Annotated in this window: 16 protein-coding genes; 10 read left to right on the top strand and 6 right to left on the bottom strand. The window is 68.0% G+C overall.

Features of this window, described 5'->3' with window-relative positions; genetic code table 11:
- Nucleotides 1–22: 22 nt before the first annotated feature.
- Nucleotides 23–940 carry an IS982 family transposase gene (locus H7I57_RS02270; protein ID WP_264021638.1) on the bottom strand — a complete coding sequence of 306 codons (918 nt, stop codon included), beginning with the start codon at nucleotides 938–940 and terminating at the stop codon, nucleotides 23–25.
- 238 nt (nucleotides 941–1,178) lie between these two features.
- Here H7I57_RS02270 and H7I57_RS02265 point away from each other — a divergent pair, with 238 nt between their 5' ends.
- Complete coding sequence (locus H7I57_RS02265) at nucleotides 1,179–2,627, top strand: NAD-dependent succinate-semialdehyde dehydrogenase (protein WP_264021637.1); 1,449 nt, start codon at nucleotides 1,179–1,181, stop codon at nucleotides 2,625–2,627.
- Between the two features lie 12 nt (nucleotides 2,628–2,639).
- Here H7I57_RS02265 and H7I57_RS02260 read toward each other — a convergent pair whose 3' ends face one another.
- The gene (locus H7I57_RS02260; RefSeq protein ID WP_264021636.1) at nucleotides 2,640–2,831 is read right to left on the bottom strand and encodes a hypothetical protein; all 192 of its coding nucleotides are present in this window, start codon (nucleotides 2,829–2,831) and stop codon (nucleotides 2,640–2,642) included.
- Nucleotides 2,832–2,874: 43 nt separating this feature from the next.
- Nucleotides 2,875–3,087: a hypothetical protein gene (locus H7I57_RS02255; protein ID WP_264021635.1), complete on the bottom strand. Its 213-nt coding sequence runs from the start codon at nucleotides 3,085–3,087 to the stop codon at nucleotides 2,875–2,877.
- Nucleotides 3,088–3,147: 60 nt separating this feature from the next.
- On the opposite strand from H7I57_RS02255, the gene H7I57_RS02250 reads away from it, so the two are divergent.
- The 7 genes from H7I57_RS02250 to H7I57_RS02220 all read left to right on the top strand — a co-directional run bounded on the left by H7I57_RS02250 (nucleotide 3,148) and on the right by H7I57_RS02220 (nucleotide 9,378).
- Nucleotides 3,148–4,029 carry a thiamine pyrophosphate-dependent dehydrogenase E1 component subunit alpha gene (locus tag H7I57_RS02250; RefSeq protein ID WP_264021634.1) on the top strand — a complete coding sequence of 294 codons (882 nt, stop codon included), beginning with the start codon at nucleotides 3,148–3,150 and terminating at the stop codon, nucleotides 4,027–4,029.
- Nucleotides 4,026–5,006, top strand: coding sequence for an alpha-ketoacid dehydrogenase subunit beta (locus H7I57_RS02245; protein WP_264021633.1), 981 nt, complete (start codon nucleotides 4,026–4,028; stop codon nucleotides 5,004–5,006). Before H7I57_RS02250 ends, H7I57_RS02245 begins: the two co-directional genes overlap by 4 nt.
- Nucleotides 5,003–5,293 (top strand): biotin/lipoyl-containing protein, encoded by a 291-nt coding sequence (locus H7I57_RS02240; protein ID WP_264021632.1) that lies wholly within the window; start codon nucleotides 5,003–5,005, stop codon nucleotides 5,291–5,293. Before H7I57_RS02245 ends, H7I57_RS02240 begins: the two co-directional genes overlap by 4 nt.
- An 11-nt stretch (nucleotides 5,294–5,304) precedes the next feature.
- Complete coding sequence (locus H7I57_RS02235) at nucleotides 5,305–5,556, top strand: acyl carrier protein (RefSeq protein ID WP_264021631.1); 252 nt, start codon at nucleotides 5,305–5,307, stop codon at nucleotides 5,554–5,556.
- Nucleotides 5,553–6,500: a 3-oxoacyl-ACP synthase III family protein gene (locus H7I57_RS02230; RefSeq protein WP_264021630.1), complete on the top strand. Its 948-nt coding sequence runs from the start codon at nucleotides 5,553–5,555 to the stop codon at nucleotides 6,498–6,500. Before H7I57_RS02235 ends, H7I57_RS02230 begins: the two co-directional genes overlap by 4 nt.
- A gap of 12 nt (nucleotides 6,501–6,512) precedes the next feature.
- Nucleotides 6,513–7,250, top strand: a complete 738-nt coding sequence (locus H7I57_RS02225) for an SDR family oxidoreductase (protein ID WP_264021653.1) — start codon at nucleotides 6,513–6,515, stop codon at nucleotides 7,248–7,250.
- A gap of 97 nt (nucleotides 7,251–7,347) precedes the next feature.
- The gene (locus tag H7I57_RS02220) at nucleotides 7,348–9,378 is read left to right on the top strand and encodes an SGNH/GDSL hydrolase family protein (RefSeq protein ID WP_264021629.1); all 2,031 of its coding nucleotides are present in this window, start codon (nucleotides 7,348–7,350) and stop codon (nucleotides 9,376–9,378) included.
- Between the two features lie 57 nt (nucleotides 9,379–9,435).
- On the opposite strand, the gene H7I57_RS02215 is transcribed toward H7I57_RS02220, so the two are convergent.
- Nucleotides 9,436–9,747: a chorismate mutase gene (locus H7I57_RS02215; protein ID WP_264021628.1), complete on the bottom strand. Its 312-nt coding sequence runs from the start codon at nucleotides 9,745–9,747 to the stop codon at nucleotides 9,436–9,438.
- 202 nt (nucleotides 9,748–9,949) lie between these two features.
- Between H7I57_RS02215 and H7I57_RS02210 the strand changes: the two genes are divergently transcribed.
- Nucleotides 9,950–12,283, top strand: coding sequence for a UvrD-helicase domain-containing protein (locus tag H7I57_RS02210; RefSeq protein WP_264021627.1), 2,334 nt, complete (start codon nucleotides 9,950–9,952; stop codon nucleotides 12,281–12,283).
- Between the two features lie 7 nt (nucleotides 12,284–12,290).
- Here H7I57_RS02210 and H7I57_RS02205 read toward each other — a convergent pair whose 3' ends face one another.
- Both H7I57_RS02205 and H7I57_RS02200 read right to left on the bottom strand, forming a co-directional pair.
- Nucleotides 12,291–12,923 (bottom strand): hypothetical protein, encoded by a 633-nt coding sequence (locus H7I57_RS02205; RefSeq protein WP_264021626.1) that lies wholly within the window; start codon nucleotides 12,921–12,923, stop codon nucleotides 12,291–12,293.
- Nucleotides 12,924–14,021, bottom strand: a complete 1,098-nt coding sequence (locus tag H7I57_RS02200) for a M23 family metallopeptidase (protein ID WP_264021625.1) — start codon at nucleotides 14,019–14,021, stop codon at nucleotides 12,924–12,926. It abuts the gene before it with no gap.
- A 288-nt stretch (nucleotides 14,022–14,309) separates the two neighbouring features.
- Between H7I57_RS02200 and sucC the strand changes: the two genes are divergently transcribed.
- Nucleotides 14,310–15,473: an ADP-forming succinate--CoA ligase subunit beta gene (gene sucC / locus H7I57_RS02195; RefSeq protein ID WP_264021624.1), complete on the top strand. Its 1,164-nt coding sequence runs from the start codon at nucleotides 14,310–14,312 to the stop codon at nucleotides 15,471–15,473.
- The last annotated feature ends 15 nt before the right edge of the window (nucleotides 15,474–15,488 follow it).

Raw genomic sequence — 15,488 nt, 5'->3', positions numbered from 1 at the left:
CCTAGATGAGTGATTCCAAGGGTTAGTGGTCGTAGGCGGTCAGTGATCGGCGGACGGTGGCGCCGATGGTGTCGTTGTGCCAGATGGCTGCGGTGAGCGCGAGGATGCGTTGGGCTATTCGGGTGCAGACGCCGGCGATGGTGCGGCCGCCGTGGGCTTCGAGGTCGAGCTGGCCTTTGAGGGTGTCGTTGATCGATTCGATGATCTGGCGCAGGGGTTTGAAGAACCGTTCGCCGGGGCGTGGTCGCTCGCCCTTGCGGGCAGGCCGCAGCAGCTCGACGCGGGCATCGGCGACGTCGGCTTCAAACACCGCGCCGTAGTAGTTCTTGTCGCCGATCCACATCAGGGAGCTGTGGTGGAGCCCGGCCAGTGTTGGGGTGTTGGCCACGATGTCGGCCAGTACGGCCCGTTCGTCGGCCTTGGCGCCGGTCAGTGCCCACCCCATGGGAAGGCCGTGCAGGGTGCACACCAGGTGCAGGCGTAGTCCCCAGAAGTACCGCGAATGCGAAGCGCAGTAACCGTATTCGGCCCAGCCGGCGAGGTCGGATCGTCTGACCGTCTCTCGGGAGCGGGCGCATTCCACCGGAGTGGAGTCGATGACCCACACGTCGTCGGTCACGATGCTGGTGCCCGCGCCCAGCGCACCGATCAGCCAGGACATCGTGTCCGCCAGCTTGCGCAACCGTTTGTTGTAGCCGGACTGCCCCGGCAGCGTGGGAAACATCGTCAGCAGCCGGGCGCGGGCGTGACGCAGCCACCGTCGTTCGCTGGTGTAGCCCAGCAGCGCCTGCATCACCGCCAGCGTAAGCAGCTCCGCGTCGGTGATCTGCGGTTGCAGACCGATCGCAGGACGAGCGGGAACCCGCTCGGGGTGGCGCTTCAACAGGTCATCGCAGGTCACATAGAGTGCCGTTGCGAGGGTGTCCAGATCGGTGTCCACGGGGCCTCCCGGCTCGAGTTGGGTTAGCAACATCGAGTCTGGGCACCCTCTGCCTCAAATCACACGCGCCACACCAGCCACACCCTTGGAATCACTCATCTAGNCTCCCGGCTCGAGTTGGGTTAGCAACATCGAGTCTGGGCACCCTCTGCCTCAAATCACACGCGCCACACCAGCCACACCCTTGGAATCACTCATCTAGTGCGGACACGTTGCCAACGGAGTAAATGATGGAGGTATGGATACTGCCGCGCTGCTGAAATCGGTACCGACGGGACTCTGGATCGGCGGTGAGGAGCGGGCGGGCTCATCGACGTTCGACGTGCTGAACCCGGCCAACGACGAAGTGCTGGTCAGTGTGGCCGACGGCACCGCCGAGGACGCGATCGCCGCGCTCGACGCCGCGTGCGCCGTGCAGGCCGACTGGGCGGCCACCCCGCCGCGGGAGCGCGGCGAGATCCTGCGGGCGGTGTTCGAGGCCATCACCGCCCGCGCCGACGACATCGCCGCGCTGATGACCCTCGAGATGGGCAAGGTGCTCGCCGAGAGCAAGGGTGAGGTGAAGTACGGGTCCGAGTTCTTCCGCTGGTTCGCCGAGGAGGCGGTGCGCATCGGCGGCCGCTACACGCCCGCCCCAGCCGGCACCGGCCGCATCATCGTCACCAAGGCGCCCGTCGGCCCCTGCTACGCGATCACGCCGTGGAACTTCCCGCTGGCCATGGGCACCCGCAAGATCGGCCCGGCGCTGGCCGCGGGCTGCACGATGATCGTCAAGCCGGCGCAGGAGACGCCGCTGACCATGCTGCTGCTGGCCAAGCTGATGGACGAGGCCGGCCTGCCCAAGGGTGTGCTCTCGGTGCTGCCGACCACCAAGCCGCGTGACGTCACCGCCGCGCTCATCGACGACGGCCGGATCCGCAAGCTGACGTTCACCGGGTCGACCGGCGTGGGCAAGGCTCTGGCCAAGCAGGCGTCGGACGCGCTGTTGCGCCAGTCGATGGAACTCGGCGGGAACGCACCGTTCATCGTGTTCGACGACGCCGACATCGACGCGGCCGTCGACGGGGCGATCCTCGCCAAGATGCGCAACGGGGGCGAGGCCTGCACGGCGGCCAACCGGTTCCACGTCGCCAACTCGGTGCGCGAGGAGTTCACCGAGAAACTGGTCAAGCGGATGAGCGAGTTCACCCTCGGCGACGGCCTGGATCCGTCGGCCACACTGGGCCCGCTGATCAACGCCAAGCAAGTGAACACCGTCGCGGACCTGGTGTCCGACGCGGTGTCGCGCGGCGCGACGGTCGCCGTCGGCGGTGTCGCGCCCGGCGGGCCCGGCAACTTCTATCCCGCCACCGTGCTCGCCGACGTCCCCGCCGACGCCCGGATCCTCAAAGAGGAGGTGTTCGGCCCGGTCGCGCCGATCACCGGGTTCGACACCGTCGACGAAGGCATCACCGCCGCCAACGACACCGAATACGGTCTGGCGGCCTACATCTACACCCAGTCGCTGGACCGGGCGCTGCGCGTCGCCGAAGGCATCGAGGCGGGCATGGTCGGCGTCAACCGCGGCGTCATCTCCGACCCCGCCGCGCCGTTCGGCGGCGTCAAGGAATCGGGCTTCGGCCGCGAAGGCGGCACCGAGGGCATCGAGGAGTACCTCGACACCAAGTACATAGCTCTGACCAACTAGCTGTTCTGACCGTCAGCTTCCGGGGTGCGGCCGTTGGAGTTCGGTGGCCGCCAGCGCGCGGTCGCGCCGCGCGGCGGCGCGGTGCGCTTCGGCCGCATGCAGAAAGCCGAAGTAAAGATGCCCCGACGTCTCGGCAGCCAACCCGTAATTCAACCCGGCTTCATGGTCATGCTGTTGAGCGGATCTCTGATACCGGTCGATCACGCCCCGATATTACGATCTTCCAGATCGGTTCGGCTACAGGGCGCTACACATTTATCCGGTTCGTCTTGCGGTTACCGACCCCGCCGTGTACCGGTGTAGGGGTGTCGAATGGCCGTCCGTGGATCGAGCCGCCGGTCCGGGTCTGCGGGTTGTTGCCGTCGTCGGCCGGGACGAGCAAACGACCGCCGTCGGTCGACCGGCCCTCGTCACCGGTCCGCGCCGATGGTGCCGGACAGTGGTAGACGGCTCCGGTCACGGCGCGGTAGAGGACCAGTCAGCTAACTCGGAATGCCTTGTGGCGGCAACGGACTCACCGGTGGCCGAGTCGGCGGTCCGGCGCGCGATGCTGCGGCACATGCTGGTGGCTCGGGGAATCGACGACGAGGCCGTGCTGCTGCAGAACCACGGTGCGGTGGACCTGTGGCTGTCGTGCCGGGGGCAGGAGGCGGCGCAGGTCGCCTCGGTCATGGCGGTCGGGGATACCGCCGTCGTCTTCCCCAGCTATCGAGAGCACGCCGTCGCCGTGGCGCGTGGCATCGACGCGGTCTCGCTGGTCGCCCAATGGGCCGGCAACACGTACTGCGGCTGGAACCCGCGCAGCCACCGCCTGTTTCCCTACACCCTGGTGCTCGCAGCGCAAACTCTGCACGCCGTCGGATATGCGATCGGTCAGCGTCTCAACGAGTTTGCCGAGACCGTGGTGGTCTATGTCGGTGACGGCGCCACCAGCGAAGGTGACATGTCGGAGGCGATGAACCTCGCCGCGGTCGAGTCGGCGCGGGTGCTGTTCGTCTGTCAGAACAACGGCTGGGCGATTTCCAAGCCGAGCACCGAGCAGATGCTGACCTCCGTCGCGGAGCGAGCGCAGGGATTCGGCATTCGATCGTGGTCGATCGAGGCCGACGATCCCGACGACACGTATCAGCTTTGCCTGGAGGCGAGCCGGTATGTCGAGGCGTCCGACTCGCCCGGTCTGGTCGAGCTGCGCACCACGCGGATCATGGGGCACAGCACGTCGGACCCGCACACGGTCTACCGCGAGGCCGAAGAACTCACCACCGCGGCCGCCAACGATCCCGTGACCCGATACCGCGAAAAGCTGCTCGCGGCAGGCGTCGTCGACGCGGCGTGGCTGGACCGCGTCGGCGCCGACGTGGACACGGCCAGGCGCGCGCTGGTGGAAGCGTTCGGCCGATGAGGGGCGCAACGCCGGGCTGTCTGGCCGAGTCGATCAACGACACGCTGTACCGCCAACTGGAGGGCGACGAGTCGGTGGTCCTGATCGGACAGGACATCGGTCGGCTCGGCGGGGTCTTCCGGGTGACGAAAGGCCTGCAGGAACGCTTCGGCAGGAGCCGGGTCCGCGACGCGGTTCTCGCCGAGTCGTCCATCGTCGGACAGGCCATCGGCATGGCGATGGCCGGACTCAAACCGATCTGCGAGATCCAGTTCGAGGGTTTCATCTATCCCGCGATGAACCAGATCGTCACCCAAGCCGCCAGGCTCACCACGCGATGGAACGATCAGCTGGTGCTCAACCTCGTCATCCGGGTTCCCGTCGGGGGCGGTATCCGGGCTGTCGAGCATCACAGCGAGTCCAACGAAGCCTACTTCGCGCACACGCCGGGGCTGCACGTCGCGTTTCCCTCCTGCCCGTCGGATGCCGCGGCCATGCTGCACTACTCGTGCGGCCTCGGCTCACCCGTCATCTTCTACGAGCCAAAGCGGCTGTACTGGAAGCGGAACCGGCAGCATCGGGAGCCCGCCGAATCGGGATCCGCCCTCGGCGCGCGCACCGTCCGCCGGGGATCCGACATCACCGTCGTCGGATACGGTGCCCTGCTCGAGGAAGTGCTGGCCGCCGCGAATCAGCTCGCGGGCACCGTCGACGTCGAGGTGGTGGACCTGCGCTGGATCGCGCCCATGGACACCGACGCCGTGCTCGCCTCGGTGGCCCGCACCGGTCGTCTCCTCGTGGTGCACGAGGCGGTCGGGTTCGTCGGGGTCGGTGCGGAGATCGTGGCGACGGTCGCCGAACGCGGCTGGCATCTGTTGAAGGCGCCGATGCGCAGATTGGCGCCGGCGCGGCGGATCTATCCGCCGGCCGATCACGAAACCGACTATCTGATCGGTCTGTCTGACATCGTTGAGACGATCGAGGAGATGTGTGCGTGAACGATGCCGTCGACGACCCAATCGACATTGACCCAATCGACATCGTGGTACCTGAGTTCGGTCACGGGTTGACCGAGGCGCTCGTCGTCGAGTGGCGGGTCGAGGTCGGAGACGTCGTCGAACGCGGCGACGTCGTCGCGGTGCTCGAGACCGACAAGAGCAGCGTCGATCTGACGGCGGAGAAGGCGGGCACAGTGGTCGAGATCGTCGTCGACGCGCGGTCGATCACGACTTCGGGTTCGGTGTTGTACAAGCTCGACGAGAAGCCTCGACGAGAAACCGTGTGAAAGGTTCGAAAGTGACGTCATCCCTTGATGAACAGCTGAACTCGGCGATGCTGGCCCAGATCCGGCGCCGGGCGCCATCGGCGGAGCTGACCGATTTCGACAAGCCGACCTACGACCTGGACATGGACTCTCTCGATGTCGTGGACCTGGCGCACGCCCTCGAGAAGGAGTTCGGTGTCGAAGCCGTCCTCGAAACCGTCGCCGACTGCGTGACGGTATCCGAGATCAGGGAGTACTTCCGAGGCCTGATCGGGCCGCAATGAGTGTCGGCATCGTCGACATCGCGATCGCGACGCCGGGGCAACATGTCGCGAACTCCCACTTCGACTCCATCGGCCTCACCGACGAGTGGATCCGTCGACGCACCGGAGTGGCGGCCCGCTGGTGGATGGACCCGACCCTGCCACTCGAGGACGCCGCTTCGCTGGTGTGTGCACCGCTGGTCGCCCGGCACCAGGGACAGCTCGACATCACGGCGTTGATCGTCGTCAGCAGTTCGACCGGTGGGGCGGTGCCGGGTATCGCGCAGCGCGCCGCCAAGGCGGCCGGCCTCGGCGACGACGTGCTGGCCTTCGACATGAACGCGGCCTGCAGCGGCTTCGTCTACGGGCTGATCGCAGCGCTTCCGCTCTGCGAATCCGGACAGCCCGGCGCAGTGATCGTCTGCACCGTCGAGGCGATGTCCCGGATGCTCGACAAGAGCGACCGCAACACCGCGTGCCTGTTCGGCGACGGTGTCGCCGCAGTGCTGATCGCGGCGCGCCCGGAGTTCCGCGAGTACCACTGGCACGCCGGCTGCGACGGGGATCGCTTCGAACTCATGCAGGGGGAGATCGGCGGCGGCATACAACTCGACGGCATGCAGGTCTACGACCGGGCGGTGCGGATGATGACCGACACGATCAAACGGCTGTCTGACGACGCCGTCGCGCCCACCGTCGCCATCGGCCACCAGGCCAATTCGCGCATCCTGCAGAAGGTCCGCGAACACGCCGATATCGGTGACGCGGTGTTCGTGGACTGCGTCGAACAATTCGGCAACACCTCGTCGGCGTCGATCCCCCTGGCGCTCGGCACGTGCGTGTCCCAGCGCTCCATCCCGCTCGCCGGCAGAGCACTGCTGGTGGCCTACGGCGCGGGTGAGGCATGGGGCGGGGTGGCGGTCGACTACGACTTGACCGACGCCTACGCGCTCGGCGGTAGTTGACGGGACGATCCCCTGGCACCGCAGATCGTCCTCATCACTGGAGCCTCCCGCGGCATCGGCGCGGAGACCGCGGTGCAACTCGCCGACCGCGACCGCCACATCGTCGTCAACTACCGCGAGAAGGCCCGGCGCGCAACCGCAACGGTGGACGCCGTTCGGGCCGCCGGCGGCGACGCGTCGGCCATGCAGGCGGATCTGACCGATGAGCGGGCAGTGGTCGCCATGCTCGAGGCGGTCAGGCAGCGATTCGGCCGTCTGGATGTGCTGGTGCTCAACGCGTCCGGGGGCTTGGAGTCCGGTGCCGGCCCCGGCTACGCCATGCGGATCAACCGCGATGCCCAGGTCGGGTTGGCTCGGCTGGCGCTTCCGCTGATGAAGCCGCTGGGGCGGATCGTCTTCGTCACCAGCCATCAGGCGCATTTCTCCTGGCGTGACCCGGTGCCCGCCGGATACGAGCCCATCGCCGCGAGCAAGCGCGCAGGCGAGGACGACCTGAGGGGGTTGAGACAGACGTTCGAGGCGCACGGCGTCACGTTCGTCGTGGTGTCCGGCGACATGGTCGACGGAACCGCCGTGGTGCGGCAGTTCGAGCGCAGCAATCCGGACGCGGTGGCCGCCCGGCGCGCGGTCGCACCTCTGCCGACCGTTTCGGAGTTCGCCGGCGCCATCGCCCGGGCCGCCGTCGGACCCGAACCGGACGGCGAGACCATCTACGTCGGAGGACAGGACTATCTGCGACAGGGGTCGTAGAGAACACCGAATGCCGCCGCCGGCAGCGCGCCTCACGGATCCAGCTGCGCGCAGCCCATAAAATTCCTTGCTCGTACAGCAAGGAGGACCCTGGACCGTGACTGCCGTGAGTGCGGCGCCGATCCGCGTGGGTCCACGCCGATACGTGAGCCCCGGCCGGGGCATTCCCGCGCTCGACGGCATCCGTGCCATCGCCGTCGCGCTCGTGCTGGCCGACCACGGCGGGGTCCCCGGACTGTCCGGCGGCTTCCTCGGTGTCGACGTGTTCTTCGTCCTCAGCGGGTTCCTCATCACCTCGCTGCTGATCGACGAGATCGGCCGGACCGGGCGAATCGGGCTGAAGGGCTTCTGGATTCGCCGCGCCCGCAGGTTGTTGCCCGCGCTGATCGTGATGGTGCTCGCCGTCGTGGCGCTGCGCGACCTGTTCACCACCGAGGCCACCGCCGGCCTTCGCGACGAGGCCGTGGCCACCTTCTTCTGGATGTCGAACTGGGCGTTCGTCGCCCAGCAGACCGACTACTTCGCGCAGGGCGCCCCGCCGTCACCGTTGCAGCACACATGGTCACTGGCGGTCGAGGAGCAGTACTACGTCCTCTGGCCGCTGCTGCTGGCCGTCGTCGTGGCGGGACTGGCCGCGGTGGCCTACCGCCGGGGTGTGCCGGTGACGCCACGAGCGTTGCGCGCGGCGGTGTTCGTCGTCGCGGTGACAGGGGTGATGGCCTCCGCGGGTACGACCCACCTGCTGAGCGCCGGGGCGTCTCGAGACACCATCAACCGCGTCTACTTCGGCACCGACACCCGGGTGCAGGCGTTGCTCGTCGGTGCGGCCGCCGCTGCGCTGCTGGTGCGCGACTGGCGCGGGCTGACCGGCGGGGGAGGGGTCCTGCGCTCCCGCTGGGCGCGGTGGCTCGCCCGCGTGCTGCCCGTCGTCGGCCTGGTGGTGCTGGGTGTGGCGGCCCACGTCGCCACCGGCACCGCAGACGAGTTCGGTCGCGGTCTGCTCGTCATCGTCGCGGTCGCGGCCGTCCTCGTCGTCGCGTCGGTGGCGCTGGAGCAGGACGGCCCGGTCGCCCGGCTGCTCGCCCTGCCGCCGCTGGTGGGCCTCGGCGCGATCTCCTACGGGATCTACCTGTGGCACTGGCCGATCTTCCTGGTGCTCAACGGGGAGCGCACCGGTGCGTCGGGGTGGCAGTTGTTCGCGCTGCGTTGCTCGGTCACCGTCGCGGTCGCGGCGGTGTCGTGGCTGCTCATCGAGCAACCTGTGCGGGAATGGCGGCCGGTGACCGTGCCGATGCTGCCGCTGGCGGCGGCGACGGTCGCAACCGCCGCGGTGGTGACGATGACGGTGCTTCCCGTCGGCGTGCGGCCGGCGGTGCCGGCACCGGGCCCGCAGATCGACACGGCCGCGCTGATCGCGCCCGAGATCCCGGTCGAGGTGGCGGCGCCGGTGCGACAGCGTGCCCCGGGCGACACCAGGGTGGCGGTGTTCGGCGACTCGATCGCGTGGACGTTGATGCGCTACCTGCCGCAGACGCCCGGCCTGGATTTCGCCGACCACACCACCATCGGCTGCGGCATCGCCCGCGGCGGCCCGTACGAGTACGTCGGCCAGGAGCTCGACCAGAAGCCCGAATGCGATGCCTGGCCCGCCCGGTGGGCGCAGCGAATCGCTCACGAGCGGCCCGATGTGGTGCTGTTGATCGTCGGGCGCTGGGAGGTCGTCGACCGGATGAACGAGGGCCGGTGGACGCACATCGGCGAGCCCGCCTACGACGCCTACCTGCGCGGGGAGTTGAGCCGGGCGCTGGACATCCTCGGCTCGACCGGCGCGCGGATCGTCGTGACGACCGAGCCGTACAACCGGCGCGCGGAGAAGCCGGACGGCAGCCTCTACCCCGAGGACCAGCCCACCCGCGTCGAGCGCTGGAACACGTTGCTGCGCGGCGTCGTGGCCCGGCGACCGAATGCCTCGGTGCTCGACCTGAACGACAAGCTCAGCCCCAACGGCTACTTCCAGACGAAGGTCGACGGCATCAGGATGCGCAGCGACGGCGTGCACCCGACACCCGAGGCCGTCGAGTGGCTGACGCCATGGCTGGTCGAGGCCCTCAAGCCCAAGCCGCAGTGACTTCGGTGTACTTGGTCACGCTGAGCGCGACCGGCGACACCGAAATCGCGGAGGGGGTCAGTGCCCGAGGCGGCCGCGACCCAGGCGCAGCAGCAGCATCGCGAGGTTCTTGCCCTCGGCGCCCAGCACGCTGTAGCGCTCGATGACCTTCATCTCCCGGCTGTGCACCAGGCGGGTGCCGCCGGAGGCCATCCGCGCCTTGCCGATCAGCTGGGAGACCTCGGTGCGGCGCTGTACCGCCTCGAGGATCGTCGCGTCGAGCCGGTCGATCTCCTGGCGCAGCTCGTCAATGTCGGGCACCTGAGAAGTTTCCGTCGTCGTCATGTCGTGGTTCTCCGAACTCTCGTTGTGTGATGCGCCTGGTCTCATCCGGTTTCGGGCCTCACACAAGAGAAGAGCCCCGGATCCGGAAGCGGACCGCGGGGCTGGGAGGGAAGCAGCTAAACCACGGGCACCGCAGGCCGGTACCCGTAAAAAAATCGCCACTGCGCAGTAAGCACCCATCGAGTGTGCCACTACCGGCCGTGCCAGCGCAAAGAGTGTCCCCGGGCAGCGGTAGGTTTGAACGCATATGACCGCCTCTTCTGTCACGAGCGACACCGATCAGCTGCACCTTCTCGAGGGCCTCAACCCGCAGCAGCGCCAGGCCGTGCTGCACCAGGGTTCCCCGCTGCTGATCGTGGCCGGCGCCGGGTCGGGCAAGACAGCGGTCCTGACCCGCCGGATCGCCTACCTGCTGGCGGCGCGCGAGGTCGGTGTGGGCCAGGTGCTGGCGATCACGTTCACCAACAAGGCCGCCGCGGAGATGCGCGAACGCATCGTCACGCTGATCGGCCCCAGGGCCCGCAGCATGTGGGTGTCGACGTTCCACTCGACCTGTGTGCGGATCCTGCGCAACCAGGCCTCGCTGCTGCCGGGGCTGAACTCCAACTTCTCCATCTACGACGCCGACGACTCGCGACGCCTGCTGCTGATGATCGGCAAGGACATGGGTCTGGACACCAAGCGGCACTCGCCGCGGTTGCTCGCCAACGGCATCTCCAACCTCAAGAACGAGCTGATCGGCCCCGAGCAGGCGGCCGCCGAGGCATCAGAGGCGGCAGACGACCTGGCGCGCGTCATCGCCGAGGTGTACGGCGAGTACCAGCGCAGGCTGCGCGCGGCCAATGCGCTGGACTTCGATGACCTGATCGGCGAGACGGTCGCTGTGCTGCAGGCCTTTCCGCAGATCGCCCAGTACTACCGGCGACGGTTCCGGCACATCCTCGTCGACGAGTACCAGGACACCAACCACGCCCAGTACGTGCTGGTGCGCGAGTTGGTCGGGGTCGGCGCCCCAGACACCGATTCGGTGCCACTCGCGGAGCTGTGCGTGGTCGGCGACGCCGACCAGTCCATCTACGCGTTCCGGGGCGCGACGATCCGCAACATCGAGGACTTCGAGCGCGACTTCCCCAGCGCCACAACGATTCTGCTCGAGCAGAACTACCGCTCGACGCAGACCATCCTGAACGCGGCCAACTCCGTGATCGCGCGCAACGCCGGGCGGCGTGAGAAGCGGTTGTGGACCGATGCCGGCGAGGGTGAGCTGATCGTCGGCTACGTCGCCGACAACGAGCACGACGAGGCCAGGTTCGTCGCGCAGGAGATCGATGCGCTGTCGGAGGGAGGAAGCGGATTCTCCTCTAAGTACAACTTTGGAGACGTGGCCGTCTTCTACCGCACCAACAACTCCTCGCGCGCCATCGAAGAGGTCTTCATCCGCGCCGGGATACCGTACAAAGTCGTTGGCGGCGTGCGCTTTTACGAGCGCAGAGAGATCCGGGACATCGTCGCCTACCTGCGGGTGCTGGACAACCCCGGTGATGCGGTGAGCATGCGGCGCATCCTCAACACCCCGCGGCGCGGCATCGGTGACCGGGCCGAGGCGTGTGTGGCGGTCTATGCGGAGAATACCGGCGCGAACTTCAACGACGCGCTGCTCGCCGCCGCCGAGGGCAAGGTGCCGATGCTCAACACCCGCTCGGAGAAGGCGATCGCCGGGTTCGTGGCGCTGCTCGACGAGCTGCGGGGCAAGCTCGACGACGAACTCGGTGACCTCGTGGAAGCCGTGCTGGACCGCACCGGCTACCGGGCCGAGCTCGAGCGCTCGAGTGATCCGCAGGACCTGGCCCGTCTCGACAACCTCAACGAACTGGTCAGCGTCGCACACGAGTTCAGCATCGACCTGGCCAACGCGAGGGCTCTGGCGGACGAGGAGCCGGTGGACGAGGACATTCCCGACACCGGTGTGCTCGCGGCGTTTCTGGAGCGGGTGTCACTGGTCGCCGACGCCGACGACATCCCCGAGCACGGGTCCGGCGTCGTCACCATGATGACGTTGCACACCGCCAAGGGGCTGGAGTTCCCCGTCGTCTTCGTCACCGGCTGGGAAGACGGCATGTTTCCGCACATGCGGGCACTGGGGGATCCGCTCGAGCTGTCCGAAGAACGCCGGCTGGCCTACGTCGGCATCACCCGTGCCCGGCAGCGTCTCTACCTCAGCCGCGCCAAGGTCCGCTCGTCGTGGGGTCAGCCGATGCTCAACCCCGAATCGCGGTTCCTGCGCGAGATCCCGCAGGAACTCATCGACTGGCGCCGCACCGAGCAGCCGTCGGCGTTCTCCGCGCCGGTCGGCAACGCGGGGCGGTTCGGCACCCCGCGCCCGTCACCCGCGCGGTCGTCGGCGGGCAAGCGACCGCTGATCGTGCTGGAGCCCGGGGACCGGGTCACCCACGACAAGTACGGCCTCGGCCGCGTCGAGGAAGTGTCCGGGGTCGGCGAGTCCGCCATGTCGTTGATCGATTTCGGCAGCGCCGGCCGGGTCAAGCTCATGCACAACCACGCGCCCGTCGCCAAGCTGTAGGGCGCAGCTAGCCCGTCCGACTCCAGCGCGCCGTGTCGGGAAGCAACGCCAGACCGATCGACGCCAACGGAAGCAGCGGTATCGCGTACACCAGCGCCGGTAGTTTGGCGCCCGCGACGAACAGGCTCGCGAAGATCAGCATCGCGACCACTGACCCGACCACGATCAACAGCCTGCCGATCCGCCGCCGCAGCAGCAACGCGATCACCCCGCCGATCGTGGCCGCGGCCGAGATCGCGGCCAGGAAGCCGACCGCCACGCAGAACAACGGATCGGTGCCCCACCAGCCGGCGATCAGATCCGTCGCGATCACGGCCGTCGCCCAGCCGGCCAGGATGCTCACCACGGCCGTGGCGATGGCCGGCTTCGGGTCGGCCGCAGGCATTCGGGACGGTCCCACCGCGACGGGCTTCGCGCGCGGGATGAGGCCGGTGGGGGCTTCGGGCTCGACCGGGCCGACCACAGGGGAACCGTCGGCGGGGGTCTGCACGGGGATCTCACCCGTAGGATGCCGCCGGATGATGCTCGTCGGCGGGTCGGGGGACGCCTGCAGCGGCTGGGAGGGGGCGCTCAGCGGAGCGCGACGGATGATCCGGGTGTCGTCTGATTCAGACTGGTCGTCGTTGGTCTCGCTGGCCACTCAGCCAACGTAGCTGCCGGGGGACAGCCCCCGCTTGGACAACCATCCGGCGGGGTCGACCCGATCGGTGCCGTTGAGCATGACCTCGAAGTGCAGGTGCGGCCCGGTCGAGTTGCCCCGATTGCCCATCGTGGCGATCTGGTCGCCCGCCATCACCCGCTCGCCGACGCTGACCAGCCAGGTGTTCACGTGGCCGTAGAGGGTCACGGTGCCGTCGGAATGCCTGAGCTTGACGTAGGCGCCGTACCCAGCGGTCGGCCCGGACTCGATCACGACGCCGTCGGCGGCGGCCAGGATCGGGGTGCCGATCGAGTTGGCGATGTCGATGCCGCCGTGCAGCACGCCCCAGCGGTAGCCGAACCCGGAGGTCCACACGCCGCGGGTGGGCATCGCGAACTGTGGCCGCGCCAGGCGCGCTTCACGTTCGGCGCGCTCCTGGGCGAACGCCGCGGCTTTGGTGATCTCCTCGGCATGAACCGCCGAACTCGCCGCGGGGGTGACGGTGACGACCTGCATGCCGTCCACGGAGCCGGTGATGACGGCGCCGCCGCCCATCGCGGTCGGATCCGCGGCGAGCACGGTCTCCGCGGGCGCCTTCTGAGTGTTGGTGGTCATCGTGTACGCGCCCGCCGCGGTGGCGCCGACGGCCATGGCGGCGACCATCAGACGACCCTTGACGGGCACCTCGGCCTTGCGGTGCAGGCCCTTGCGGCCGCGCATGTCGATGACGTCGGTGGCTGCGGTGCCGTCGCTGACGTCGGTGTGGCTGTCGCGGTACGCACGGGTGGCCGCACGCTGCTCACGCGGCTGAGAGCGGAACTGCGTCGGCACTTCGAGGCGCAGCGGCACCAGATCGTCGGTGTCGTGCAGGTCGTCGAGTTCGGGGGCGTGGATGACCTGCGCTTCGCGGTCGAACGCGGCGTGCGGCAGGAAGTCCAGGTCGGCGAGATCGCCGATCGCCCCGAACTCGTTGAACGGAATGATGTCGGTGACTTCGGTGGCTCCGGGTTCCGCGACAGCGAGACGGGTGCTGCTTTTTCCGGTGCGGGCGTTCGCCGAGAATCCCTCAGAGGGACGAGTCGAACGATGCTGAGCCAACCTGAAAAGTCCTTGTCCTCGTGATCAGACCGTTACCTGGACCAGAGGACGTTAACCAAATTCCAATGCAAGTGGCAACCCGAGCGGATATTCCGCCGGGGATTGTGATTTGAATCACGACTCGGCCGGCGGTGAGATCCACCACATGAGTGGTGGGCGGTGGCAAAGGCTTGCGCTGGTGTCGATAAAGTTCCCCCGAGCCCGCCCGGACAAACACTTTCGTGGACCTTCGGCGGGCGGGAGAGTCGCAGCGACTGCGGATAACAACGACAGACAGACAGTGAGTCCATGGATCTCTTCGAGTACCAGGCGAAAGAGCTGTTCGCCAAGCACAACGTCCCCACCACCCCCGGCCGGGTCACCGACACCGCCGAAGACGCCAAGGCGATCGCCGAGGAGATCGGCAAGCCGGTCATGGTCAAGGCGCAGGTGAAGGTCGGCGGCCGCGGCAAGGCCGGCGGCGTCAAGTACGCCGCAACCCCCGACGACGCGTTCACCCACGCCAGCAACATCCTCGGCCTCGATATCAAGGGCCACACGGTCAAGAAGCTGCTGGTCGCCGAGGCCAGCGACATCGCCGAGGAGTACTACATCTCCTTCCTGCTCGATCGCGCCAACCGCACCTACCTGGCGATGTGCTCGGTCGAGGGCGGGGTGGAGATCGAAGAGGTCGCCGCCACCAAGCCTGAGCGGCTCGCCAAGGTGCCCGTGAACGCCGTCAAGGGTGTCGACGAGGCCTTCGCCCGCTCGATCGCCGAGCAGGGCCATCTGCCCGCGGAGGTGCTCGACGCCGCCGCGGTGACCATCGCCAAGCTGTGGGAGGTCTTCGTCAAGGAGGACGCCACGCTGGTCGAGGTCAACCCGCTGGTGCGCACGCCGGACAATCAGATCCTGGCGCTCGACGGCAAGGTCACACTCGACGCCAACGCCGACTTCCGCCAGCCCGGGCATGCCGAGTTCGAGGACAAGGACGCGACCGATCCGCTGGAGCTCAAGGCCAAGGAGAACGACCTCAACTACGTCAAGCTCGACGGTGCGGTCGGCATCATCGGTAACGGCGCCGGACTGGTCATGTCGACCCTCGACGTCGTCGCCTACGCCGGCGAGAAGCACGGCGGGGTGAAGCCGGCCAACTTCCTCGACATCGGCGGCGGCGCCTCGGCCGAGGTGATGGCCAACGGGCTCGACGTGATCCTGCACGACAGCCAGGTCAAGAGCGTGTTCGTCAACGTCTTCGGTGGCATCACCGCCTGCGACGCGGTGGCCAACGGCATCGTCAACGCGCTGAAGATCCTCGGCGACGAGGCCAACAAGCCCCTGGTCGTCCGACTCGACGGCAACAACGTCGAGGAAGGCCGGCGAATCCTCGCCGAGGCCAACCATCCCCTGGTGATCCAGGCCGAGACCATGGACGCCGGCGCCGACAAGGCCGCCGAGCTGGCCAACAAATAGCGGACTTAAGGGGAA

Source organism: Mycolicibacterium pyrenivorans (genome assembly GCF_025821625.1).
Classification (GTDB): domain Bacteria; phylum Actinomycetota; class Actinomycetes; order Mycobacteriales; family Mycobacteriaceae; genus Mycobacterium; species Mycobacterium pyrenivorans.
The sequence above is the reverse complement of the archived record's forward strand: the minus strand, read 5'-3'. Positions and strand labels throughout refer to the sequence as shown.